This is a genomic window from Desulfuromonas acetoxidans DSM 684 (assembly GCF_000167355.1).
GTDB lineage: Bacteria > Desulfobacterota > Desulfuromonadia > Desulfuromonadales > Desulfuromonadaceae > Desulfuromonas > Desulfuromonas acetoxidans.
Map to the genome: position 1 here is coordinate 179,562 of NZ_AAEW02000002.1, position 26,361 is coordinate 205,922.

The window sequence follows — 26,361 nt, forward strand, 5'->3', positions numbered from 1 at the left end:
GCGGCATGTTCACCATCGTTGACAAAACGGTTCAGCTCGATTTTCCACTCGGACACCATCTTCATTGTATGATCGGCCAACTGCCGAACCATATCCGCTTTGACCAGGAAGAGTATCCAGAACAGATCAGTGCCCAAAAATGGCAGCGGATACGTTCCGTACTCGATCTGGTCGCCACGGGCCCGGGAAATCTGAAAAAGCTCCATTTCCTGTTGTTCCCGGAAGCGACTTTGCCGGTGGACTATCTTGATGAAGCTCTGACCATCATCGACCAGCAGTTTTGCGTCAACACCGTTACCATGTTCGGCATGGAACACATGCCATTGCACGCTTTTACCCGATTAGTCGAAGCCTATGCTGACGACAATCAGGAGATGTTAGACGCTATTGAGACCGATCGGAACAGTGGCGAGATCGATGAATTACGCGTCAACTGGGCCGCCATCGTCGTGAAAGAATCGGATCGGCGGATGCGGGTGTTTTTTCAGGCAAAAAGCCATCCGTTTGCCGGTGAAGAGAGCCTCGACAATCACGACCTCTACCACGGCAAAGTTTTCCCACTGTTTCACAGTGAAGCAACCGGATTCAATTTCATGGCGATGATCTGCTTCGATTACATCTACCGCACCATCTACCAATCGAATATCAGTACGGTGATTCAGCACGCCAATGAACTGTTTTTCAGAACCCGGCAGCATCTGGATTTTCTGGCGATTCTCGAATGCAACCCCAAGCCGGAGCACACCACCTTCCGTGATGTGATCAACGGTTTTTATGGTGAATACCTGGCCTCGGCTCCGGGAGTCCGCGAAACCATCACCGTGTTCTGCAACAGCGCCGAAGCGACCCGCGACAGCCTACCGGAACTCTCTGCGCAAGACACCTTCGGCCACTCGTCGGTGATCATTCACAAAAACCACAAAATGGCTCCGCGCAAACTTGACGAATTTTCCGTCGACACCTTTGGCGGTCTGTCGGTGTGCCGATTACGCTTTGGCGCGGAGACGCGTTTGTATTATTTTAACTTACCGGTGTTCCATGAGTTTGACCCGCGCACCACGCGCATGCCACTCAAGGTTCACAGCATTTTCGCCCCGGACACCTCCGGCGGCTGGCAGCGGATCAATTTCAGTCCGGTTGATACGGACACTGTTTAAAGGAGCAAACATATGAGCGAAAAACTCTGGGGTGGCCGTTTCACCCAGCCTACCGATAAATTTGTCGAGGAGTTCACTGCCTCCATCGACTTTGACCAGCGCATGTACCGTTACGACATCCAGGGCTCAATGGCTCACGCCCGCATGCTGGGTCGTCAGGAGATCATCACCGTTGATGAAGCGCAGCAGATCTGTGCCGGGCTTCAGGATATTCTCACCGACATGGAAGCGGGCAACATTGAGTTTTCCGTGGCTCTGGAAGATATCCACATGAACATTGAGGCACGTCTCATTGAGCGAATCGGCTCGGTGGGCGGAAAGCTGCACACCGGTCGCTCCCGCAACGACCAGGTTGCCGTTGATATCCGCCTCTATCTGCGTGACGAGATGAAAGAGATCCTCACCTATCTCGATAAACTGCAGGGTGCGCTGCTCGATCAGGCCGAGGCCAACCTCAACACCATCATGCCGGGCTATACCCATCTGCAAACCGCGCAGCCGGTGCTGTTTGCCCATCATATGCTGGCCTACTATGAGATGTTTATGCGTGATAGCGGCCGCATGAACGACTGCCTGCAACGGATGAACGTCCTGCCGCTCGGTGCCGGCGCGTTGGCCGGAACCACCTTTCCCATTGACCGTGAATCCGTGGCCAAAGATCTCGGTTTTGACGGCGTGACCCGCAACAGCCTCGATTCGGTGTCCGACCGCGATTTCGCCCTGGAATTCTGCGCCGCGTCCGCCACGTTGATGATGCACCTGTCACGCCTGAGCGAAGAGCTGATTCTGTGGTCGAGTGCTGATTTTAACTTCATCGAACTGACGGATGCGTTCTGCACCGGTAGCTCAATCATGCCGCAAAAGAAGAACCCGGATGTCCCGGAACTGGTGCGCGGCAAGACCGGCCGTGTCTACGGCAACCTGATCAGCCTGCTGACCCTGATGAAATCACTGCCGTTGGCCTATAACAAGGACATGCAGGAGGATAAGGAACCCCTGTTCGACAGCATCGACACCGTTAAAGGCAGCCTGAAAATCTTTGCCGACATGATCGCTGAAATGGGTGTTAAAGCCGACAACATGCGCATTGCCGCAGCACGGGGTTTCTCCACGGCCACTGACGTGGCCGACTACTGCGTCACCAAAGGCATCCCGTTCCGCAATGCCCACGAGATCGTCGGCAAAACCGTGCGTTACTGCATTGAGAACGGCAAAGATATTCCCGAGCTGACCATCGACGAATTCAAGCAGTTCAGCGATGCCATCGAAGACGACATCTACAACTTCGTTACCCTTGAAGCATCAGTCAATGCCCGCCGCGCCACCGGCGGAACCGCACGTAGCGCTGTCGAATCGGAGATCGCCCGTGCCCGCCAGCAACGCCAGGAGACAACCTCATGAAGCTGCGACACGGCCTGACCATTATGATCTGCCTGACCCTGCTTGTGGCCTGCGGCAAGGTTGGACCGGTCAAACCGTTACAAAAAGCCCTGCCCTCGGCGGTGAACAACGCCACTCTGGATCAGAAAGGCAACGCCCTGCTACTGGCCTGGGACATCCCGACCACCAACCAGGACGGCAGCCCGCTGAACAACTTAAAGGGCTTTGACATCTACCGTTCCGATTACAACCTGGCCAAAGGCTGCCCGGAGTGTCGTCCGCCCAAGAACCTGCTGCGCCAGGTGGATCTGGCCTACTACCAGAGCACCAACCGCAACAGCAAACGGATCTTTGTGTGGGACAGTGGCATCGAAGAGGAGGTCGGCTTTCGCTATCGTATCGTTCCAATAACGATCGAGGGGCATGCCGGTGCCGAAATTCTGATCCACCGCCCCTGCTACAGCGCGCCGTACCCGCCCATGGATGTGAGCGGAGAAGCACTCGACAAACAGGTACGCTTGAGCTGGTCGGCGGCAGAAGAATCACGCCAAGGTGTGACCATCGTCGGCTACAACATCTACCGACGTAGCGGCGACAACTACTTTGCCGCACAGCCTCTCAATGACACACCGGTGATTGAAACCGCGTATGAGGATTTCCAAGTGAATAACGGCACGCTGTATACGTATGCCGTGCGCACCGTCATTGACCTCGCCGACCAACGCTTGGAAAGTCCGCTGTCGTCACCCATCAACCTGAAGCCGCAACGGCCCTGATAAGCAGCGAAATTGCGCTGTGCCACACGGCAGAGTAACTTTACTTTAGCAGTCAGTTATGTTATCAGGTTGTTTTTGCGCCTGTTTATTTATGCAGTCCTTGCCAAAAGCCCTCCTTGGCTTTTGGCAAAAACGCTTTTAAAAGCATCGTTTTGAAAAGCTCTCAAAATCGCCGAGTCGTAAACGAACTCGGCTGTTTGGTTGCCCATCCATGGGCTCCACGAGCCTTTGACAAAAGGCTCTTTATGCATTCTCGTTTGTCTGGAGGAGGACAACATGTTTAAAGGTTCCATGGTCGCCATCATCACCCCGTTCAACAGTGATGGCTCCGTCAATGAAGACAAATTTCGTGAACTGGTTGAATTTCAAATTGAAAACGGCACTGACGTCATCGTGCCCTGTGGCACCACCGGTGAATCCGCAACCCTCAATTACGAGGAACACGATCTGGTGATCCGTGCCTGCATCGATCAGGTCAATGGCCGCGTTCCGGTTGTCGCAGGCACCGGATCCAACTCCACGGCTGAAGCGACCGAACTGAGCCGTCACGCCAAAGAGATGGGTGCTGACGGTTTACTGCTGGTCAGCCCGTATTATAATAAGCCGTCCCAGGAAGGTCTCTATCAGCACTACAGGACCATCGCTGAAGAAGTGGCCCTGCCGCAAATTCTCTACAATGTTCCCGGCCGTACCGGTATGAACATGCTGCCGGGCACCACCATCCGTCTGGCAGAGATCGACAATATCGTTGCCATCAAAGAAGCGTCCGGTGATGTGACTCAGGCCAGTGAAATTATCAGCAAGGCCGGCGACAAAATCGATGTGCTGTCCGGCGACGACTTCCTGACGCTGCCGCTGATGGCATGTGGTGCCAAGGGGATCATCTCCGTCACCGCCAACATCATGCCCAAAGAGGTTAAAGCCATGGTGACAGCGATTGAGGAAAATCGCTGGGATGACGCCCGCGCCATGCATCTGAAGATGCTCGACATCCATAACGCCATGTTCATTGAGTCCAACCCGGTACCGGTCAAGACGGCGGTTTCCCTGCTTGGTAAATGCGAGCCGACCATACGTCAGCCGTTGTGCGACCTGCAGCCGGCCAGCCTTGAAACGCTCAAAACGGTCATGCAAGGTTACGGACTGCTGTAAGTCTCACAATTACAACAATTACTGATTCATCAGCATATCCGGAGTCGCCCGCGACCCCGGATATGCTGTATTCACCCGATTCAAACGTTACGAAAGAGAGTTTTATGCTGAAGATTGCAGTCACAGGAGCCGCCGGTCGCATGGGCGGCCATCTGATCAAAGCGGTTACCGACGCCGAAGGAATCACCCTCGCCGCAGCCATTGAACGCCCAGGCCACCCTATGGTTGGCCAGGACGCCGGTATTTTGGCGGGTTGTGGTGCTCTGAATGTGCTGATCAGCGACCAGCTTGAAGCCTCCCTGAAAGCAGTAGACGTCCTTATCGATTTTACATTTCCCGACGTTACCCTGGCCAATGCCGAAATCTGCGCCAAAGTGAAGACCAACATGGTGATCGGCTCTACCGGATTCACTCCGGAGCAACGTCAACAACTGGCCGATACCACCGGCAACATCGCCGTGATGCTGGCACCAAATATGAGTGTCGGCGTTAATGCCTGCTTCAAACTGCTCAAAGAAGCGGCCAACATTCTCGGTGACGGCTTTGATGTTGAAGTGGTGGAGCTGCACCACAATAAAAAGAAAGATTCCCCCTCCGGCACTGCAGTGCGCATGGGTGAAGTGGTCGCCGATGCGTTGGGCCGCGACTACAACAAAGTGGCCAACTACCATCGCGAAGGGATGTGCGGCGAGCGCACCAAGGAGGAGATCGGCATGCAGACAGTGCGTGGCGGTGACATCGTCGGTGAGCACACGGTCTACTTTATCGGCATGGGTGAACGCATTGAGATCACTCACCGCGCCATGAGCCGTGAAATGTTTTCCCGTGGGGCGGCGCGCGCCTGTCAATGGATCAAAGACAAGGCTCCCGGCATGTACGACATGCAGGATGTTCTCGATCTGAAATAACCCATGTCCCGATCTATTGCCATCATGGCTGCAGTGGCCATTATCCTGTTAAGCGGCTGCGAAACATCACGGGGACTCTACCGCGATATGCAACACGCCGGGGACTGGATCCACGAAAAACTTTCAGATCAATAACGCCTTTACAAAAAACATCACGAATTACCCTGATCGGAACCGGCAGTTGGGCGACCGGTTCTGCACTCTGTCTTTTCGCCCTCAGGAGGACATGATTTTCCATGGCACGTTTAAACGACAACTATCTCAAACTTCAAGCGGGATACCTGTTTCCTGAAATCAGCCGCCGAGTTACCGCGTTTGCTGATGCCCATCCCAACGATAAAGTGATCCGTCTCGGCATCGGTGATGTCACTAAGCCCTTGGTTCCCGCTGTTCTTAAAGCGTTCCATGACGGTGTTGATGATCTGGCCAAAGGTGCATCTTTCCACGGCTACGGTCCGGAACAAGGGTATAGCTGGCTGTCCCAAACCATCATCGACAAAGCCTACAAGCCCCTTGGTGTCGAGCTGGAAGCCTCTGAGGTCTTCATCTCCGACGGCTCAAAATGCGACAGTGCCAACATCCTCGACATCTTCGATTTGAGCTGCAAGGTGGCCATCGGCGATCCTGTCTATCCGGTGTACAACGACACCAATGTCATGGTCGGCCGTACCGGCAAAGCCGATGAAAAAGGTTATTACGAGGGAATCGTCTATATGCCGTGCACCGAGGAAAACGGCTTTGCACCGGCTTTCCCAAGTGAGAAAGTCGACATTATCTACCTGTGCTTCCCCAACAATCCCACCGGTACTGTCGCCACCAAAGAGGTGCTGAAAAGCTGGGTGGATTATGCGCTGGACAACGACGCCGTCATCCTGTTTGACGCCGCCTACGAAGCGTTTATCACCGAGCCGGGCATTCCCCACTCCATCTATGAAATCGACGGGGCCAAGAAGTGCGCTATCGAATTTCGCAGTTTCTCCAAGACTGCGGGTTTCACTGGAGTTCGCTGCGGCCTGACCGTGGTTCCCCACGACCTGATGGCCAGCACAGCCGACGGCGAGAAAGTTTCTCTCAACCAACTGTGGAACCGTCGTCAATGCACCAAGTTCAATGGTGTGTCCTACCCGGTACAAAAAGCGGCTGCCGCTGTCTACTCTGACGAAGGCTGGGCGCAGGTTCAGGAGATCATCGCCTATTACATGGAAAACGCACGCATCATCCGTGAAGGTCTGCAGGAAGCCGGCATCACCTGCTACGGCGGTGTTAACGCTCCTTATATCTGGCTGAAGACTCCGGAAGGTATGACCAGCTGGGATTTCTTTGACAAGCTGCTCAACGAATGCTTCGTTGTCGGAACTCCGGGCAGTGGCTTTGGCCCCAGTGGTGAAGGCTACTTCCGTCTCAGCGCCTTTGGCGAGCGGGAAAATGTCGAAGAAGCGGTTAAGCGGATTCGGCAGAAATGGGGCAAATAAACCCCACGTAATCGCACCAATCAACAACAGGACGGCTCTTGGTCGTCCTGTTGTTGTGTTTTTCAGCATAACAGCACAACCAGCTCACCACTCTTACGACAAGGATCACACCGGTGTCACGACAAACCGACTTTCAACGAACAGTGCACTATTCCATTTCGCAACAACCCCAGCAGGGTGATTTTATCCTTAAAGCCCACCTTGAAGATCGCTTGCACGACATTGAAACCGTGTTGACCACGACACCGGACACGTTGGAGATCCGCACAGCAACGGTACAGTTCCACCGCAGCCCATCACCGCTCTGTTCTCAGGCGGAGAAGCGTTTTTCCAGACTGGAAGGGCTGACCATTGGCAAAGGCCTCAGTGAACAACTACGCGAGCGCCTGGGCGGTAGTGAAGGATGTGGCAATCTGCGCACCATGATGCTCGGTCTGCTGCCGTTGGCCATTAATGCCCGGGTCAGTCAGGACTGCGAATCTGACGAACAGGCTCTGGAACTGATGCAACAAAATCTGCAAGGTACTTGCGCAGGCTTTCCACCCAACTGCAAATAACCCGCAGTTCCTTTTTCTTCGCTTAGCGCTGCATTTCTGATTTAGCAGTGGTTCCCCCCTACAATAGTATGTTATTTCGCACCCCAGCCCTCCCGTTCAGCAGCACCGAACGCAATGAACGTCAGCGCGATGGTCGTCGGCAACCTGTTTGAGCGTCAGCGAGTTTTGCCGACATCGCGATGTAAGAGAATGAAGAGAGGGAACCCGCAGGGGGCAATGACGGGAGTCGATTTTACGCCTCTTTTGTCGACGCAAAAGGGGCCCGACGTGTGGGCGCGGAAGCCCACGTCACGTGCGTACCAGAATTGCGAACGGATGATGTTCGCCAGCGTGATTTGTTCCGAATTGCGAACCACTGAAGATCAAGATCAAAGTCAAGGTCGCCGGGTCTCGTCCCGGCAGCCGACATACTTTTGACTAGCCGCTCAAAAGTATGCAAAAACCAGCTTGGATACCTCCTGAACCTGGACCAACCGACAATGCGTCTGTTTCCGTGATGCTTCACAGATCCGGCTCGCCGCCCTTTAGGTCGTCGAATCGTGCAACTCATCATCTCTAGTGTAAAACGGTGATAACGGTTTAACGCAGCGCCCTACTTCTTTCGTGGCACCTGTTAAATGGGTGGGCAGTGCCCACCCTGCCGAGGTTTGTTATTGAGCACCAAACGGAACGTGTAGACCTAAATATGTCATTCAAGCCACGACGGTATCAACGCCAACCACACAGGACAATCATCATTTAATCAAGCCGACTCAACGGAAACTTCTCCGGCGCACTGAGCCAGTCATGCACCCCTTCAATGGGACACGGCTTGCCGGTCAGATAGCCTTGAATCGCATCACAATTGAGTTTACGCAACTGTTGGAGCTGATCAAAGGTCTCCACACCTTCGGCCACAATGGTCAAATCCAAGTCATGGCCGAGGCGCACTACGGCATCGATAATCCGCTGGGCTGAATGGGTTTCGGCAATATTAACGACCAGCGAGCGATCCAGCTTGATGATATCGACATCAAACTGTTGCAAATAACTCAGTGACGAATAGCCAGTGCCAAAATCGTCGATAGAGATGGCAATGCCCATCTCCTTGAGAGCGCGTATTCTCTGAATCGCTAGTTCGGGATCCTCCATAAGACTGGTTTCGGTAATTTCGATACACAGTATCTCGGGAGGCAAGCTCCACAGCTCTAACGTCGCTTCAATCTCTTCAATAAAATTTTCCGTCACAAACTGCTGTGGTGCCATATTCACCGATAGCCGCACCATGCCCTGCTGCACCGTCGGATAACGCTTCAGCCACTGCGCCAGCGTCTCACAAGCCCGTTTAAAAATAATCTGTCCGAGAGGCACAATCAACGCACGTTGTTCCGCGAGAGGGATAAATCGTGCCGGAGAGATCAGACCAAAGGTGGGATGTTGCCATCGCACCAGGGCTTCAAACCCTTTCAAGTGTTGTGGGTTTAACGACCAGATCGGCTGAAAATGCAGCTGAAACTGTTCCGGGCTTTGCAATGCCAGGCGCAGGGCCTTTTCCAGCAATTCGTTTTCCTGGTAAATCTGGTCGAGGCGCTCGTCGTAAACCATGAATCCTTGGGTGTGGCGCCCTTCTTTCACCTCGCGCAACGCAACATCGGCTCGATGCAGCAACTCTGCGGCATCCTCGACCTGATGACAGCAGACACCACTGATACGCGTATCAACAACCAAGCGGTTGTCGTTACACTGCAAAGGGGCGCATAAAACAGCTTTGAACCGTTCAACCGTTTCGTCAATGCTCTCGTCATCGGGCAAAGAGATCACGATGATAAATTCATTGCTGCTCAGTCGCGCTGAAATGCGCGGCGACGGTTGCAGTGATTGCAGACGCTGGGCCAGCTCCTTGAGAACAAAGTCGCCCATGGCATGCCCATAAACTTCGTTAATCCGTTTGAACCGATTGATGTCAAACATTAGCAGCCACAGGTCGTCCGCCACCTCTCCGGTGAGCATCTGTTCGAGCTGTTCCTTGGCATAATTTCGGTGTGCCAGACCTGTCAGAGCATCGTAATGAGCCAGCCAGGTAAGACGTTCCTCCGCCTGACGCCGTTCGGTAATATCACGCGCCATCACTAGAATGGAGCTATTCTCGCCGTCGGCATTCTGAATGGTCGCCAGTGCCATATCGTAATAGCGTTTTTCCCCTTGGACGTTTTTCAGGCAGATATCAAAACGCTCCTGTTGCAGACGGCCCTTTACCATCTGGTCGAATGCTGTGTCGAATTTCACCCAGGACGCCTCACTGAACCAGTGCGCTTCAAGATGAGCAGCACAGACATCCATGGGTACAGCATCGTTCCACATACTATTGCTGAACAGGATGTAGCGCTGAGGATCAACCAGCGCCACCATCAGCGGAGCACGCTCCAAAGCCGTGCGAAACCGCAGGCGAGTGTCATTGAGTTCATCCTCGGCGATCCGCCGCTGTTCGAGCATGCGGTTGGCAGCCTGGCCAATGGCAATAAATTCATCAAACTTCACATCATCCAGTTCCACTTCACGCCCATCTCCTGCCACTGTCTCCAAAGCGCGATTCAACACGGTAACATTATCCTTGATCGAGCGGGATAACCGTTGGCCAACAGCCCACAGGATAAAACCAAGCACCACGATAAACAGTGCTCCCTGGGCAATTTGCGAACGCAGTGACGTCATCAACGCCTGGCGGGCACAGGCAATGTTCTGGTGAACAAAACTCAAGTCGATTCCGGCGCCGACATAGCAATTCCACATCTCAAGAGGCAGGCAATAACTGATTTTTTCATAATGGCCTTTGCCCAGGGAGTCCGGCATTTCATAGCGTACAAAGCCCCCCCCTTTCTTTGCCGTACGAATCAGTTCATGCACCACAAAGATCCCATTATTATCCTGAACGTTGAGTACGTTTTTCCCCTTTGCCGGCCCGAACAGTGAAGTCCCCTCGTAACTGGCGCCAAAAATACTCAACGGCCCTTCTCCCACCAGCCGGTCCAACTTGTCGATAATCTTCTGTTGTACCTCGCGTTCAAAACTTTGCAGATATTCTCCAGTGCCAATAAATGCTTTAAGTTCAGGAACATAATGGATATAAGCAATTTTTTTATGATGCCATCCTGTGTCCCCCGGTTGACTGATGCGGTAGGACACAAAGCCCTCGCCCTTCTGACGGGACAAGCGGATCATCTCACGAACATAAAAGACGCCATCCTGATCCTGCATGTCCACCATATTACGTCCTTCGTACTCAGGGTGGTCAGCAAACAGCAGCTCGGTACCATCGAGGCGGGTAGCAAACAGGTAACCACGGCCATTGCGATAGCGCAACGGCCGCAAGGATTCAACCACCAGCCTGGTCAGCTCGACTGAATCCATCTGATTTTGATAGCGCGCTATCAACGTTTCTGCGAGATGAACGGCCTGGAGCACCGTTTGGCGAAGGCTCTGCTTCAACTGCTGTTCAGAGCCCTTCTTCTCATCGAGAATCAGATCATGAACAAACGACGCCCGCTGACGAACCTGATCACGAGCCTGCTGAAGAAACTCCTGTTCAATCTGCTCCGTGCGTCGGTGAAACTGCTGCTGGTAGGTTTGCAAGGTATAAAACGACAAAAACCCCAAAGCCGCCACAATAAACAGCAGATTCCAGCGCCAGGTAAGATGGCGCAGGGAACCATGATGACGACTGCCGAACAAAACGGCTGTCGCCAAAAGAATCACGGCCGGAATCATGACCAACATCCATGTCGAAGAAAAAGAGATCATCCTGATTACTCCAGAAAAAACAACTCGCCCCCCATTCATGAGGGCACTTTCCGCTTAACGAAAAAAGAGATTTCCTGCACAATCTTAGCGTATTCCTCAGTCGAATGTCGATAAGCTCATCCCTGGAAAAACGTAGAACAGATCGGCATCCGCTATTTATTATAACGTCTTTCAGACCTCTCTGGCCAGTGCCCAGCCATCACAAAAAAACGCAACATGTGCATTAACTAATGATATTTTTTATATTATGCTGTTTGCCAAGAAAAAACCTTTCCAATAGTCTAACCAGGTGCTTTTCTGGGCCTTTTCCCCCTTTATTTAAAAAATATTCACTAAAACACAGCTTTTCACGGGGCAAATCCCCCGCAAGTTTTACTTATGGCTCCAATAATAATTTTAATGGCTTAATAAAACACCTGCGATCCAGATCACTTATGTTTGGTTTTTAATTTGTGGCATAGCCTCTGCAGATAGAGAACCCGAACAAAATGAACATTCGATTTCGGCTGGCCAGCCAACATCGATGGCAAACTGCCACCATCTTTTATTGGAAAAGATGTGTTCCATCGATGAGCAAGACAAGGAGCAGAAAATGTTCACCCCCCCAACCAGCACGAAGAGGAGAGGTAAATGAAACGAGCAAAAAGCATGATTTCAACTGCCATTGCCATTGGCGTCGCCGTCGGTACGCTGGCAACCTTTAATGCGGCCGAGGCATCCCAGATCACCAGCTGGGATATGAGCAGCGTTGAAATCGGTCCGTCAACCACTGTCACTGATCCGGATTTTGTGTTTGATCAGTATAACTACATTCCGGAAGGCTCCCTGACAGACCCCAATACCGGAGCCGTGGCAACGGGCGGATTTATGCCCAGTGGTTATGCCAAATACGTTGTTGGTGCCAACTTCTTCACCAACGGCGCCATGACCTGGAAAGAGCGTGACACGCAGGGTCCCGGCCTGAGCATCGTCAACAACGATGATGTCACCGGCGAAAACTGCATCATGTCCGCCGGCTGGAACCCTGACTCTACCCCCGACGCCCTTGAGATGAGCGATTGGTGGGGCGTTGATGTCAAGCAATGTTCCGATCCCTGGCAGTCCAGTAAGCGCTTCAAGATGGTCAGTTATGTTCTCGACGGCTCCGTTGATCTGACCTTCCAGGTCAGCGAAACCGCCACGGAAGAGATCTACCGTATCCTGGAGAAATATGGCAACCACACCGGCGAGCGTGTTACCGGCTACACCACCCAGCTCGGTTTCCTCGACGCGAACGGCAACTTCACCGAAGCCCTGCCCGGACAGGGCCTGTCCTTCTGCCTGCGCAACGGCAGCAAATTTTCCAACACCGCTCCGACCCCGAGCAGCATGGCCAACCAAGGTGAACTCGACTCTCTGATGGCTCACGGCCTGTTCGGCGCTCCGGACAAACACCACACATCTTCAGGCTACTTTAACCCGTATGTGCGTGCGACCTTCGGCCTGCTGGCAGGTGAAACCTACATCGAGACCACCGGTCTGAGTCAGGTGCACCGCGACATGTTTGGTGAGTGGCTGCCTGCAGACCAGATGAAGGGTGGTTACTTCTTCGACATGGACGGCATCGTCTACACCGATAACGCTCTGATGGCGAGCTGTGATGGCGTATTTGACGAAGCGGCCGCTCTGGCCGGCGCCCCCAATGCCGGTTGTGACGGCACTTGGGTCACCTATCGCGAGTCAGTGGATGTTGTCGACAATGGCGACGGCACCTGGACCATTCCGCCCTCTGTCGGCACCGATGTTCGTCAACCGATTCCCGTTGATGCCGCCACCCTGGAAGCCTGGGCTAATGATCCACTGTGGATTCCCGGCGACATTGATGACCTGGCCAATGTCAATGTCAACAGCTACATGACCGTTGGCAACATTGATTCCTGGCCGACCAATGATGGTAATGGCAACGCCTCGTTTACCATCCGCATCACCCCGACGTTTGATGCAACCGTTGCCCAAGCCGAACCCGGCACGACCGATCCCCAGGATTTCGTCGTGTCCATCACGGCTCCGACAACCGTTACCCCTTAATTGTTGAACGCATCAATACGTGGAGGAATCAATGAAAACTTCGAAGAATGTATTACTGGCCATCCTGCTGACCTTTATCTTCGTCAGCATGGCTCAGGCCGGCACTCAGGTCCAAATCAACCAGCAAGCCATGGTTAAGGCGGAAATTAACAACGTCACTCACAACACGGTTCGCGCTGCCGTCAAACTGTTCGGCTATGACGACGCCGGCACCGTCATCGGTCACCTGTGTCAGGAAACCTATCTTGGCGCTGACCGCACCACAACACTGGAATTCAACTGGCAGGCTCCGGCCTATGCCACCGGTGTTTACTGGTCCCCCAAAGTCGAAGTCGGTGGAAACTGTGTCAACCAGGACACCACCTATGATCACGACAGCGACAGCGACAGCGACAGCGATGATCATGATTACTATGACTACTACGACTACCACTAGCAGGCTGTTGAAAAACAGCCTGTGGGCCCATGGACGGGCGACTAAAATCAAAGACAGGCTTTCAAGTCTTTGATTTTATGAGCAAGACGGAAATCGTATTTTCGGCTTGCGTCATTGAAAAGGCCCCGGATGGGACTTTTCAACATCCTACGAGTCGACATTAGCCGACTGCTTCTCTCCCCCGCCAAGCCTCCGGCGGGGGAGGCTTTTTCAGGAGGGTGCGATGCGAAACAACCTCGAAAGGCCGTTTTCCATCATGTTTTACGTCATGTTGATGGTGATCTTCGCCTCCTTGGCAACCCTCTCACCCATGGGCTACATCTGGCTGACCTATGAAGATCTGCTCGGCGAATGGAGTCAGTTTTATCTATTTGCCGCCACGCTAGTGTGCGCCGCAACTCTGGCACGGCACAAAAATCGCTGGCGGTTTTTCTTTGCCCTGCTCGCGCTGTCCTGCCTGTATGTCAGCGGCGAGGAGATCTCCTGGGGGCAACGCCTGCTGAATCTGGAAACACCGGCGTTTTTCCAGCAACACAACCTGCAACAGGAGACCAACCTGCACAACTTTATCACCGGTCCCTACAACACCCTGCTCAAACAGAGTATTGAAATCGCGCTGGCCATGGCCCTTATCCTGTTCAGCACCCTGTATGCCCTGCGCATCAGCGAACGGATTCCCGGAGTGGCGGCCCTGAAACGGTGGTTGCCGCCACCGCCGCTGTTTCTCTGGCCATACTTTTGTACCGCTGCCCTGTTTGAACTGCGCTTACTGCGTTTCAATGAAGCGGAATTGGCGGAGATCCTCGTTGGCGCAGCCATGCTCCTTTACACCCTGCACTACCTGCACCGCCACGCACCATCCGTGGTTCATCAATCTTCAGTGCGCCCCCAGGCAACAGCATTGTGCACTGTAATCTTTCTGGCGCTTTTCACCACCGGACTGTGCTACAGCAGTCCCCGCTTGCGCCATGGCATGGAAGCGCGTATCGACAACGGTGTAAAAAAATTCGCCGACCGCTATGGCCGCTATGGCCAGTGGCATCACAGCCGACATCTGTACATGAAACTGCTGCAGGAGCGCCCCGAATCGGTTGCGTTGCGACAACGCCTCGCCTTTGCCGAAAAAAAACTTGGCCACGGTCTCCAGGCAGCCCAAACCTTAACAGAGGCCATTCGCCTTGATATGCGCCGCTATGGGCGGGAACCGGGGAACATTGCCGTCAATCTCTCCCTGGCACAATCCTTTGAACTGCTCGGCAATCTCGAGCGCATGGCATTTCACCACAAGCAGGCGCTTGATTACGGCTTGCGCAAGGTCTCACTTGAACCGGACAACGCCCACGCCAACTATTGGCTGGGCCGCTCCTATCTGGCCAACGGTGCCGTTGACAAAGCGGTTAAACAATTTGAACGCGCCGCGCAATTGCAACCAACCACCTACCGCTTCCAGCGTGCACTGCAGGAAGCGCGGCTCAAATTGCAATTCTTGCCCGGATAACGCTACAGACGCACCAGAACGGCACCGGGGCCGTCAACCAGCTCGGTCGGCGGATTGCACAACAGCAACTGAGAGGACTTCACCAGCGGCTCCTGACTGAGTAACTGTTTGACATACTCGGCACGCTGCATTGCCAACTGACGAATCCACTCTTGTGACAGAACCGTAGAATCCGCGGTCTCACCAGAGCGTTGCCGCGCTGAGTTCAGAAGACTTTCCCGGTCGGCCACAGAGACCTGACCACACAACGAGAGGGTCAGTTGGGGACGCTTTGCCAGCAAGGATTTAACACGCTCAAGGTAAACCAGGCTGTCCGATGTCAACGTCGTGCTGCCGGGTTCAAACACCAGCGGCTGAAACGTTAGCTGACCACCGATCCCCACCAATTGTCCGGCCTTGGCAACAATGCCCAACGGTGCCAGAGTCAACGTGACCGTATTTTTCACCGCCCCCACCACCGCTTTACGTACAATGGAGCCCATCGCAACATCAGGACGGGACAGATCTCCACGAATCGGCATCTGTAGCGCAATGTCGCCCTGGCGGTCGCGCAACAGTGACAGCGCCATATTGACCGGCAGCCCGAGACGTTCACCCACCTCAAGCTCATCTTCAGGTGTTAAGGGGCGCAATTGTAAACGCTTCAAATGAACCTGACTGGTCAACGCCGCAACGCCCTGCTCGACGGGCCCCTCCAGGTGCAGATTGAGCTGGCCCTGTTCGAGACGATAACCGATACCTCGCTCAACATAAGCGGAAATCGAGGGAAGCTGAAATTCGCTTAATTCACTTGTCAGATTCAGCGACAACGGCTGGGCAAACAACGCCACATCGCCAAGCAGGTGCAAACGGGAATACGCATCGAGACGGGCGTCAAGCGCCACGGAAGAACGCTGTTCAGAGCGACGGCTGTCCAGCGCCCCCAAACGCAAACGAAGATCATCACCATGCAGACGAACCGATGGAGTCACACCCTGATCCTCGATCACCAGCTGGCTGTTGCCATCCACCACAAATGCACCGACGACAACGGCCAACGGTGGGGAATCATCACGCGCATCCCCCTGTTGCGGCGACGCCTGTGCGACGAACTGCGGCAGCCACTGCCGCGCTTCGAGAGCACCGCCCGGCAACAGCACAACATCGCCAGCCAGCCCGCTAAGATGCAGGCGCGCAATGGACAGATGCTGCTGCGCCAGCCAGGACACCTGTTCCCCCGTCAGCTTCGCCAGAGAGAAGACCTGCGGTTGTCGCGGCAGCGCAACATCGCCCCGGCCAAGCAGAGTGACGCGGGCCAGGGAGAACTCATCCACGCTCAGTGTGCCCGGGGAACTGAACGCAAACGGGCCAATCCGACCACTATCCACACCCAGCAATGTCGTGCCACCTGCTAAGTCCAGAACACTCAGGTCGTCCACCTCGACCGTTCCGTTCACCTCGATCTGGCCATTGAGGGTCAAAAGCCCTTCCCAAATCAACTGACCGGAAGCAACTTCCAGACCCGGCTGTTGCAACACCAGTTGCGCCGGACCGATTTCGAGGCGGTGATGTCCGGCAAGGTGCAGATTGTGATCAAACAGCATCTCAAGCTGCCCCTGCCAGGAAAGATCCAACTGTTTCACCCACAACGCAGCATGATCAGAGGCCAGGCCCTTACCGCTCAATTGCCCTTCGACCTTCAGTCGCGCCGGTTGCGTTTCCACAGCGGCCGAGGCCTGTACACGCAGGTGGCCGTCAACATGACCACGCGTGCGGCTCCACCCCAGCGCCGTCAGCACGGGATCAAGCGTCTCAAGATCAAGATTTTGAGCATCCAAAGTCATCTCGCTGCGAGCAGGACGGGCAAAGGGATAGTTTTCTCCCACACAACGGAGCGTTCCGCCGGCGACTGACAGTGAAAGATCGAGTGCGCCGGCCTGCTGCGGCAACCAAGAAACCAGGGGCGAACTGGTGAGATGATCAATGTCGATTCGAGTGTCCTGATGACGGTGGCGCAATACCACAGCAACCTGATCACAGGTCACCACGCCGCTGCTGATCCCCCAGGGTTGGCCGGTTGACGGAGGCGCAGTCTCGTCGGCCAGAGAATCCTCGCGACTCAGCACCAGGCCAGCAATGGTCAACGGCGCGTCCGGGAGCTGTTCAACCATCAACAGCACGTTACCAAGCGTCACTTGCTCAAGATCAAGACGACGCTTGAACAACGGCCACCAGTCCAACTGAACTTCTATCAACTCGGCCAGTGCAACGTCCTCACCGTTGCGCGTCACCTGCAGCCCTTCGATGCGCAACAGACCGGTGAACGGATTAAAATCAACATCATCCAACCGCGCACTCAACTCGGGCTGGCGATCCAGCCAGGTGACTGCGACAAAACGTAACGCTTCAGGCAATAATGCCACCACCACACCAACCAGAACGACGACAACCAACAGTCGGTTTCGCCAGGTGTGGCGAGACACCGGCCCGGTTGCCGGATCGGGTTGTGCAGGGATGTCGTTGTCATGGTGCGAATCACTGTTCATCGATCATCTCCCCGGCCAACCGGCCCAAGTGTTCCACGCCTCTTTCGAGATTGTCGTTCCACACGCCACTGTAACTGAGACGGATAAAATGGCCGTAACAATCCTGAGTGGTAAAGATCGCCCCCGGAGCCACGGCAATACCCCGCTGTTTGGCACGCAAGAAAAAGTCTACCGCATCAAGACGCTGTGGCAATTCCATCCACAACACGCTGCCGCCCTCTGGGCGGGTGACACGCGTACCATCGGGAAAGGTTCGCCCCAAAGCCTGCAACATGGCGTGCATCGATGTTTCAAGACAGTGCCGCAAGCGGCGCAGATGACGGGTATGGTAACCTGCATCCAGATAAGCAGCCACAGTCCGCTGAGTAGGAGTGGCACAAGAGACGTTGGTGGTGTATTTCATCTCCAGCGCCCGGTCATAATAGCGCGCCGGTAACAGCCAACCGACTCGAAATCCGGGAGCCAGGGTTTTGGAAAACGAATTGCAGTGCAACACCTGGTTGTTTCGATCATAACTTTTAAAGGTCGAGGGCCGCTGCTCGCCAAAATACAGCTCACCCGCCACATCATCTTCAACCAGGGGCACGTCATAACGGGCCAGCAGTTCGACAATCTGCTGCTTGGCAGCATCACTGAGCCGGCTACCGTCCGGATTGTTGAAATTACCGCACAGAATGCAGGCACTCACCGGCTGACGTTGCAGGACCTTCTCCAATTGCTGCGGTGAAATGCCACGCTGTGGATCAGATGGCAGCTCAATAGCACGCAAGCCGCAGTTTTCAATCAGTTGTAAAAAACAATGATAAGTGGGCGACGCAATGACAACGCTGTCGCCAGGACGCGTCAGACTGCGCAATGCCAGATAAAGAGCCTCCATGGCACCACAGGTGACAATGATTTCATCGGCATCGACCTGAATCCCCATCGTAGCCACGTAACGGGCAATCTGCTGGCGCAGCCAGCGATCACCGCTGATCTCACTGTACCCGAGCATCAGATCGCCCTGTTCACGCATCTGCTGTTGCAGCAGGCGACTGAGCGCCTTGCCCGGCAACAGCGACACGTCCGGACAAATGACGCTGAACGGCAGCAGGTCGGTACAGCCCACGGTATCCAACACGTCGCGGGTCAACTCCGGTCGAGACACGCCGCGTGGCTGATCATCCACCCGTCCCTCCCCTTGCGGTTGCGGCAGCGGGCAGCTTTCACCGCACCAGAAAAACCCGGAACGTTGGCGAGCTTCAACCAGGCCTTTGCGCTCGAGTTCCTGATAGGCCGTATTGACGGTCGCGATGGAAAGACGCAATGAGCCACTCAGCTGACGCAGTGACGGCAGGCGCTGGCCAACAGTCAATGTCCCGCGCTGGGCCATCGAACGAATATGGTTTTCCACGGCCTGATAACGAAACGGACTATCACTCATAACGGTTCTCCCCACGCAAAACTGTACTGATCATTTTTTAAGTTTTCTGTATCTGTTTTGTAAACAGTTTTTTTGTTTTTCTTGAACCATGTCTTTTTCACGTCTAAAAAAGGGGAGAAACCATGCGTTTCGTTCTGATCATCAGCGTCCTGGCTCTTGCGGCCCTGCTGTGGCTGTCGTGCACTCCCAAGCCCACTGGGCACACTCCGGATCCGTTGAAACAGGTCGACCGGCTACAGCTTGACGGTTTATAACAGGGTGTTGACCAAAGCGTCACTTGAGATTTCGCCTCAGGCACTATACTCTGGAAAGACGATGTTCTTTTAGAGTGAAGGAGGAGCCAATGGTTGAGATCACTTTGCTTCAGGCCCATGACGACAACTACGCCTACATGATCAGCGACGGCGACACCACCATTGCCATTGATCCCGGGGAAGCCGAGCCAGTCCTCGACTATCTGGAAAAACACGGCCGATCCCTGTCGCTGATCCTCAACACCCACATGCATCAGGATCATTGCGGCGGCAATCTGACTCTCAAACGACTCACCGGCTGCCATATTGCCGGTGGTGACGAGCGCATTGTCGGCGTGGACCGTCTGTTACAGGAAGACAGTGTTCTTCCCGGCCTGCCATGGCCCCTTCAGGTTATGCACACGCCCGGCCACACCCGAGGCGATTGCTGCTACTATCTTCCGCAATGCGAGGCATTATTTTGTGGCGACACCCTGTTCAGCGGCGGCTGCGGTCGGGTGTTTGAAGGCACCATGGAGCAGCTCTACCACAGCTTGCAGAAAATCACTGCCCTGCCGGAAACGACCCGACTGTACTGCGGTCATGAATACACCGAAGAGAACTACCGTTTTGCCGCCAGCATCGAACCCAGCTCGGCTACTGTCCATGACAAACTGTCACGGGTACACTATTTGCGCAACCACGGAAAACCCACCTTGCCGGTAACTCTGGCCGAAGAACTGCTGTGCAATCCATTTCTACGCTGTGAGGAAAAAGAGCTGCAGCGGGCATTGAAAATGGAGCAGGCCTCTGCTGTTGAGGTGTTCACCGATCTGCGTCAGCGAAAAAACCGCTTTTAATGCCAATACAAAAAGTGATAAATCACCATGGGAACCTAACAAAGTAGCCCTCTAAAAAAGATCCTCAATGAAAGCAGCTTTCGGTTTTCACACAGGACTGAGGACAAACGCATGTGCAGTCTCGACGAAAAAAATTTCCGTACCATTCTCAATGAACTTTACGACGGTCTCTATTTCGTCGACCACACCCGAACCATCACCTTCTGGAACAAGGCCGCAGAACGGATCACCGGGTTTACCGCCGAAGAAGTGATCGGCTCATGTTGCGGGGATGATATCCTCACTCATGTTGATGACACCGGCAACAACCTGTGCCTCGGCCATTGCCCACTGGCGGCTACGATCACGGATCAATCGCCTCGGGCGGCGCAGGTGTATCTGCACCATAAACAGGGCCACCGTGTTCCGGTCTCCGTGCGCATCTCTGTGCTCACGGATGAAACCGGGGCGGTGATCGGTGCGGCTGAACTGTTCTCCGACATCTCCGACCATCGCGCTAATGAGCTGCGCGTCAAAGAACTTGAACAACTGGCCCTGGTCGACAAGTTGACCCAACTGGCCAATCGCCGCTACATTGAATCACAACTGGAGAAACATCTGACTGAATTTCGTCGCACCCAGTTGCCGTTTGCCGTCTATTTCTTCGACATCGACCATTTTAAACAGATCAATGACACCTACGGTCATGATGCCGGCGACACAGTGTTGAAATTTTTGGCGAAAACCCTGATCGACAATGGTCGGGCTTTTGATATTTACGGACGGTGGGGCGGCGAGGAGTTTATCGCGATTATCCGCAACCTCGATGGGGAGAACTTGCTCACTTTCGGCGAGCGGTTACGGATGCTGGTGGAACAATCGTACCTGAAATGGGGGGAGCACCGGCTGGCGGTTACCGTTTCTCTCGGCGGCACCTTGGCGCAAAACGATGATACGCTCGACAGCCTCATCAAACGCGCGGACCGACTGCTTTACACCAGTAAAAAGAACGGGCGCAATCGGTTGACAATCGGTTGACCGGCAGCCTCAGTCCTCATCGGCAAAACGCTGGCGAATGGTGACAAACTGGTCAAGGTGAGCAACGAATAAGACCACCAGTTGGGGATCAAAATGGTGCCCGGCTTGCTGCTGAATCTCGGCAACGGCATCCTCCACCGACCAAGCCTCTTTATAGGGGCGCTGACTGGTCAAAGCATCAAACACATCACAGACCGCGACAATTCGCGCACACAGGGGAATCTCCTCTCCGGCCAGTCCATGTGGGTAACCGCTTCCGTCCCATTTTTCATGATGAAAACGGGTCGTTTCCCAGGCCATGGTCATCAGTTCCGAGGGATGATCGCCAATAATCTGACTGCCGATCACCGGATGGCGGTTGATCTCTAACCGCTCCTCCTCTGTCAACCTCGCCGGTTTAAGCAAAATGGCATCGGGAATCCCGATCTTACCAACATCGTGCATGGTGCTGGCATAAAACAGCATGGTGGTATAATCCGAGTCCTGTCCGTGCAACCGGGCCAACAAACTGGAAAAATGGCTGATCCGTTCCACATGGGCACCGGTTTCGTTGTCGCGAAATTCTCCCGCCACACCGAGACGGCGCACAATCTCCAACTGGGTCTGACGAATCTCTTCGGTGCGCTGACACACCTCTTTTTCCAGCGTCTCAGCTCGCAGTACCTGGCGCGTATAGTACATGCGTGTTTCCAGGCAATTGCGAATGCGCAGCAACACCTCCCAAGCTTCAAACGGCTTGGTAAGAAAATCCTTGGCTCCAGCATCCAGAGCACGCCTTCTGGTTTCAGTATCGGTTTGCGCGGTCAGGACAATGACCGGCACATAATCCTCGCCAATCGCCTCATCCAACAACGCCATCACCTCGAAACCACTCAGCCACGGCATACGGATATCAAGCAGGATCAGGTCAAACTGATGTTCGTGGTACAACGTCACCACCTCACGCGGGTCCGTGGTGCTGAACAGGTGCAGATAATCGTCCTCTTCAAGGATCGCTTCAAGAAGAGCCACATTGGCGGGATTGTCATCAACGATCAGTATTTTGGATTCACTTATAGACATCAGCGGCGTCATCGGCGCGTCTCCATCAGGTCTTCAAGCAGAAATTTCATCTGTTCAAAATCCACCGGTTTGGCGAGAAAACCATCAAAGCCCAATTCACCGGCTCGGCGCAAGGTCTGTTTCATGGCATCAGCACTGACGGCAATCACCGGGATCTGAGCGGTTTGTTCATCCTGGCGCAACCGTTGGAATACCTCAAAGCCATCAATACCAGGCAGATTGAGATCTAGAAGAATCACCGCCGGGAGAACCTCTGCGGCCATGGCGAGGCCACTTTCACCATCAGCACAACACACCAACGCAGCGCGCTCCCACTCTTCAAAAAAACCGGTCATCAAGCTGAGATTACCGGGATTGTCTTCGATGTACAGCACCTTGGCGTGGCTATCGACAGCAGCCTCGTCGTAACCACAAATAATTGTCTCTGCGCTCAGCGTTGGGACCTCATCCTCGACAACCTCGTCAGCCAATGGCAACGTAAACCAGAACGTACTGCCTTGGCCATAGCGGCTCTCAAAATCGATCTGCCCACCCATGGCCTCAACCAATTGTTTGGTGATGGTCATGCCGATTCCAGTGCCCTCGATATTCTCGGAATCCTGAGCCAGGCGGGCAAACGGCACAAACAACTGTTTCTGTTTCTCTTCAGCAATGCCCAGACCATTATCGATCACCTGAAAGCGCAAAAATCCCGTCGGTTCATTGGCCTGGACATGGATGGTCACGTCACCTCCGGGGCGATTGTATTTTGCCGCATTAGACAGCAAGTTAACCAGCACCTGCTTGGTGCGCGTGTAATCGGCCTTCACCAACGGGAAGGTCTGCTCACCACAACAGCTGTGAAAGGTAACCTGATGTTGCTCGGCAAGGCTGTGCAGTAACGGCAGGCATTCGTTGATGATATGACAGGGATCAACCGCCTCCACCGATAACGACAACTTGCCCGCTTCAATACGCGCCAGATCAAGGACTTCGTTGATCAGTTCAAGCAGATGTTTCCCGGCACCGTCGATCTGTTCCACCATGGAGCGGTGTTTGTCGTTGAGCGGATTTTTGCGACTCGACAGCATTAATTGAGAGAAGCCGTTGATGGCGTTAAGCGGAGTCCGCAATTCATGACTCATCCGCGACAGAAATTCCGACTTGGCCCGGTTGGCCTCTTCGGCCTGCTTGCGGGCTTTTTTCAATTCGGTAATATTTTCCTTCAATGCAACAAAGTGACTGATCTCACCCTGATCATTCTTAATCGGCGATACCAGGACACTTTCATCGTATAACGTGCCGTCTTTCTTGCGATTGACAAACTCCCCCTGCCAGACATGGCCATCAAGTATCGTCTGCCACATCTGGGTAAACACCTGTTTCGGCGTTTTTCCCGCATTGAGCACCCGCGGATTTTTGCCAACCACTTCATCGAAGCGATAGCCGGTGGCCTGTTCAAAATAGGGATTAACGTACTCGATCTGGCCATGAACATCAGTGATCACCACACTGCTGGGGTTCTGAGCCACCACCATGCTCAGCACCCGGTTTTCCTCCTCCGCCCTTTTGCGCTGGGTAATCAAACGGGAACAGAGGATAAACTGCTCCAGACCGCTTTCGTTCTCAAACCGTTCAATGAACGATTCAAGAACCTGGATCTGACCGGCATGGTCATACACCCGATATTCCACCGGGGTGGTGGTTCCGAACTGTTGATGCAATGTCGGCAGATCGATATGACGCAGATCATCCTGGACGACAAACTCACGAATATCGTGCCCAACCATGTCCTCCACAGAGCGGCCAAACAGCTTCTCCGCAGCCGGGCTGGTGTATCCGACGATACCGTCAGCATCGACGATGGTGATGATATCGGTCACATTTTCAATCAAACGACGGAAATGGCGCTCACGCGATGCCAGAATCTTCTGCGCCTTTTTCAGTTCGCCGGTGCGCTCTTCAACCCGCACCTCCAATTGATCTTTCGCTTCCTGCAACTGCTGCTGAGCACGTTTGTGCTCAGTAACGTCGAGGGAATATTCAATAATGTTAACCAGTTCTCCATGATCATTGAAAATTGGATAGCCATGCACCTCGACATACATCGTTTCGCCGTCGACGTTTGGATGAACATAATCAATAGTGATCGGTTTCAACTCAGACTTAACCCGTGCAAGAGTACAGGGATGATCGCCATCGCTGCAGTTCCCATTCAGGCGCTGCGTGCGGGCATAACAGGTGGGCTGATGCCAATCATCGCACAGATCGCGAGCCGCCGAATTGGCCATGACGACTTTTGAATCGGCAACGCTGATAACAAGAAAGGGATGATCCAGTGATTCCAAGGTCGTCGTGAGAAAACGCGCCTGTTCGGAAAGTTGCTGTTCGGTTTTACGCCGCTCAGAGATCTCCCCCTCCAACTGACGGGTACGCGACTGCACCATGCTTTCAAGATTTTCATTGATCGTCGCCAGCTCCTGCTGGTAGCGCTGACGTTCGGCAAAAATCCGCCGACTGCGATAAAGAACCACGCCGCCGATCACCAGCAACAATGACACCGATAGCACGATGGAGAGCAGTTCCGTTTGCCGGTACGTCTCACTGAAACGTTTATTGTATTCCTGCAGGCGGCCGGCTTCTTTTTGACTGGTGAAGTGCAACCGATTGGCGTTTTCCAGAATACGGCTGAAAAAAGGATGGATCGCCTTATATTGAAAGCTCACCCGGCGAATGGTGTCTGCCGTCATCATCGGATCACGAAACTCCAAGATCACGACCCGGTGTTCGGCCAGTTGCTTAAACGACTGGATCATCTCGGCCAGTTCGACCATTTTGGCCCGTAATTCCAACGCCTCGATGTTAATCCGGCCAGGTGCATAATTGGTGTAGTGCAGTTGTCTGTGAACGCTCTCCTCGGCGCTGAAGTTCACCGGATATTCCTCTTCTGCAATACCGCCTGCTTCAATGACATGGAGAAAAGAAAAAATCTGCTCTTGTAACTGTTTCAGCCGAGTGGTGACCTGGACAATTTCGGTTTGCGAATTGGAATGCAGTAGATCCTGAAGGTTGGTATTGATCGCTAACAGTTTCTTTTGCAGCAGATGGGAAATTTCAACCTTAACCTGCTCGTTGGACACAAGTTCGTTAAGATAGGTTTGGCGGGCTTCCAGATAGCGGTGCCCCAAATGGAGTCCGGTCACAGTCAGGATAGCAAGAATGAGCAGCAACAGGATCTGCCCGCAGACATTTTCAAAAAAGCGCTTCATGATCCGTCAGCAAATCCATAATCGCGAAAAATCGTTTGCCCCCGCTCAGAACGCGCTAGCTCCAAAAAGGCACGCGCCAGAGCAGCATGCTGCGAATAACTCAGTAACGCCATCTGCAGGGGATGTTTGGGGGCAACCGTTTCTGGAAGTTCCAAAGCCTCCATGACGTATTTGTTTTCCGGTAAAAACGCCACGGCCTTCCAATTAATCACCAGGTCGGCATCCTGATGACGGATGGCCTGGGCCAACCCTTTCGAATCCGTCGCCATATAGAGGACATTTTCAATCACATCATCATACAATCCGGCATCAGACAGCATAATTTTGGTTTCCCGGCCAATGGCCCCGGAAAGCTCATTGCCCAGAACCACATGATACCCCGGTTCAGCGAGTTCCTGCAGAGAGGCACTGATGTGTAACGGATTGCCGCGTTGGACATACAGCGCCGCCTGGTTGACTCCAACAGTAACAACATCCGTCGCCAGCCCATCATTCTGCAACGCGTGGATATACGAGTTTTCGCCCGGAAAAAAGATATCACCGATCTGGTTGACACGTACCGACTTAGCAATGTGTCCGGTCCCGCCATAGGTCACCCTGACAACACAGTCATGCTCACTCTCCATAATTTTTGCCAGCTCAAGCAATGGCTTGATCATGGTCATGCCACTATAAATCAGCAATTCATCCTTTTGCTCCCGCCGCACATCTGGATGTTCGCGGGGATCACACCCGGAAACCACGACCAGAAGGGCACACAAGAGTAGTGTCAGCGGATAACGCATCATTGAACTTTATCCCTCTTTCAGAGTC

At 53.8% G+C, this 26,361-nt stretch carries 19 protein-coding genes; 13 read left to right on the forward strand and 6 right to left on the reverse strand.

Annotated features, from left to right (window positions below):
- The first annotated feature begins 5 nt into the window (after nt 1–5).
- The 7 genes from DACE_RS02170 (at nt 6) to DACE_RS02210 (ending at nt 7,402) form a co-directional block, all read left to right on the forward strand.
- Nucleotides 6–1,157 (forward strand): hypothetical protein, encoded by a 1,152-nt coding sequence (locus DACE_RS02170; protein ID WP_005997971.1) that lies wholly within the window; start codon nt 6–8, stop codon nt 1,155–1,157.
- A gap of 12 nt (nt 1,158–1,169) precedes the next feature.
- Nucleotides 1,170–2,558, forward strand: coding sequence for an argininosuccinate lyase (argH, locus tag DACE_RS02175; RefSeq protein ID WP_005997972.1), 1,389 nt, complete (start codon nt 1,170–1,172; stop codon nt 2,556–2,558).
- A complete protein-coding gene (locus DACE_RS16935; protein WP_005997973.1) occupies nt 2,555–3,313 on the forward strand; it encodes a fibronectin type III domain-containing protein in 759 nt (252 codons plus the stop codon). Before argH ends, DACE_RS16935 begins: the two co-directional genes overlap by 4 nt.
- A 276-nt stretch (nt 3,314–3,589) precedes the next feature.
- Nucleotides 3,590–4,465: a 4-hydroxy-tetrahydrodipicolinate synthase gene (dapA, locus tag DACE_RS02195; RefSeq protein ID WP_005997974.1), complete on the forward strand. Its 876-nt coding sequence runs from the start codon at nt 3,590–3,592 to the stop codon at nt 4,463–4,465.
- A gap of 104 nt (nt 4,466–4,569) precedes the next feature.
- Nucleotides 4,570–5,373 (forward strand): 4-hydroxy-tetrahydrodipicolinate reductase, encoded by an 804-nt coding sequence (dapB, locus tag DACE_RS02200; RefSeq protein ID WP_040365909.1) that lies wholly within the window; start codon nt 4,570–4,572, stop codon nt 5,371–5,373.
- A 236-nt stretch (nt 5,374–5,609) separates the two neighbouring features.
- A complete protein-coding gene (locus tag DACE_RS02205; protein ID WP_005997976.1) occupies nt 5,610–6,845 on the forward strand; it encodes an LL-diaminopimelate aminotransferase in 1,236 nt (411 codons plus the stop codon).
- Between the two features lie 113 nt (nt 6,846–6,958).
- Nucleotides 6,959–7,402 carry a DUF2889 domain-containing protein gene (locus tag DACE_RS02210; RefSeq protein ID WP_005997977.1) on the forward strand — a complete coding sequence of 148 codons (444 nt, stop codon included), beginning with the start codon at nt 6,959–6,961 and terminating at the stop codon, nt 7,400–7,402.
- A 738-nt stretch (nt 7,403–8,140) separates the two neighbouring features.
- Here DACE_RS02210 and DACE_RS16940 read toward each other — a convergent pair.
- A complete protein-coding gene (locus DACE_RS16940) occupies nt 8,141–11,179 on the reverse strand; it encodes a bifunctional diguanylate cyclase/phosphodiesterase (protein WP_005997979.1) in 3,039 nt (1,012 codons plus the stop codon).
- A gap of 630 nt (nt 11,180–11,809) precedes the next feature.
- Between DACE_RS16940 and DACE_RS02220 the strand changes: the two genes are divergently transcribed.
- From DACE_RS02220 to DACE_RS16945, 3 genes are all read left to right on the forward strand, one after another.
- Entirely contained in the window at nt 11,810–13,246 is a 1,437-nt protein-coding gene (locus tag DACE_RS02220; RefSeq protein ID WP_005997982.1) for a choice-of-anchor F family protein, read from the forward strand.
- Nucleotides 13,247–13,277: 31 nt separating this feature from the next.
- Nucleotides 13,278–13,682 carry a hypothetical protein gene (locus tag DACE_RS02225; protein ID WP_005997984.1) on the forward strand — a complete coding sequence of 135 codons (405 nt, stop codon included), beginning with the start codon at nt 13,278–13,280 and terminating at the stop codon, nt 13,680–13,682.
- A 223-nt stretch (nt 13,683–13,905) separates the two neighbouring features.
- A complete protein-coding gene (locus DACE_RS16945) occupies nt 13,906–15,180 on the forward strand; it encodes a tetratricopeptide repeat protein (RefSeq protein WP_005997987.1) in 1,275 nt (424 codons plus the stop codon).
- Nucleotides 15,181–15,182: 2 nt separating this feature from the next.
- Here DACE_RS16945 and DACE_RS02235 read toward each other — a convergent pair whose 3' ends face one another.
- A complete protein-coding gene (locus tag DACE_RS02235) occupies nt 15,183–17,705 on the reverse strand; it encodes a DUF748 domain-containing protein (protein WP_005997989.1) in 2,523 nt (840 codons plus the stop codon).
- Nucleotides 17,695–19,128: an aminotransferase-like domain-containing protein gene (locus tag DACE_RS02240; protein ID WP_005997990.1), complete on the reverse strand. Its 1,434-nt coding sequence runs from the start codon at nt 19,126–19,128 to the stop codon at nt 17,695–17,697. Before DACE_RS02240 ends, DACE_RS02235 begins: the two co-directional genes overlap by 11 nt.
- Nucleotides 19,129–19,250: 122 nt before the next feature.
- Between DACE_RS02240 and DACE_RS18765 the strand changes: the two genes are divergently transcribed.
- The 3 genes from DACE_RS18765 (at nt 19,251) to DACE_RS02250 (ending at nt 21,238) form a co-directional block, all read left to right on the forward strand.
- Complete coding sequence (locus DACE_RS18765; RefSeq protein WP_272940844.1) at nt 19,251–19,382, forward strand: hypothetical protein; 132 nt, start codon at nt 19,251–19,253, stop codon at nt 19,380–19,382.
- Nucleotides 19,383–19,471: 89 nt separating this feature from the next.
- Nucleotides 19,472–20,221, forward strand: coding sequence for a hydroxyacylglutathione hydrolase (gloB, locus tag DACE_RS02245; RefSeq protein WP_005997992.1), 750 nt, complete (start codon nt 19,472–19,474; stop codon nt 20,219–20,221).
- A 111-nt stretch (nt 20,222–20,332) separates the two neighbouring features.
- A complete protein-coding gene (locus tag DACE_RS02250) occupies nt 20,333–21,238 on the forward strand; it encodes a sensor domain-containing diguanylate cyclase (RefSeq protein WP_005997994.1) in 906 nt (301 codons plus the stop codon).
- A gap of 9 nt (nt 21,239–21,247) precedes the next feature.
- Here DACE_RS02250 and DACE_RS02255 read toward each other — a convergent pair whose 3' ends face one another.
- Genes DACE_RS02255 through DACE_RS02265 form a run of 3 tightly spaced genes read right to left on the reverse strand, consistent with a single transcriptional unit; the run spans nt 21,248 to nt 26,336 of the window.
- Complete coding sequence (locus DACE_RS02255; protein ID WP_202898946.1) at nt 21,248–22,300, reverse strand: HD domain-containing phosphohydrolase; 1,053 nt, start codon at nt 22,298–22,300, stop codon at nt 21,248–21,250.
- 8 nt (nt 22,301–22,308) lie between these two features.
- Nucleotides 22,309–25,548, reverse strand: coding sequence for a PAS domain S-box protein (locus tag DACE_RS02260; RefSeq protein ID WP_005997998.1), 3,240 nt, complete (start codon nt 25,546–25,548; stop codon nt 22,309–22,311).
- Entirely contained in the window at nt 25,545–26,336 is a 792-nt protein-coding gene (locus DACE_RS02265; RefSeq protein ID WP_005998000.1) for a substrate-binding domain-containing protein, read from the reverse strand. Before DACE_RS02265 ends, DACE_RS02260 begins: the two co-directional genes overlap by 4 nt.
- Nucleotides 26,337–26,361 lie beyond the last annotated feature (25 nt).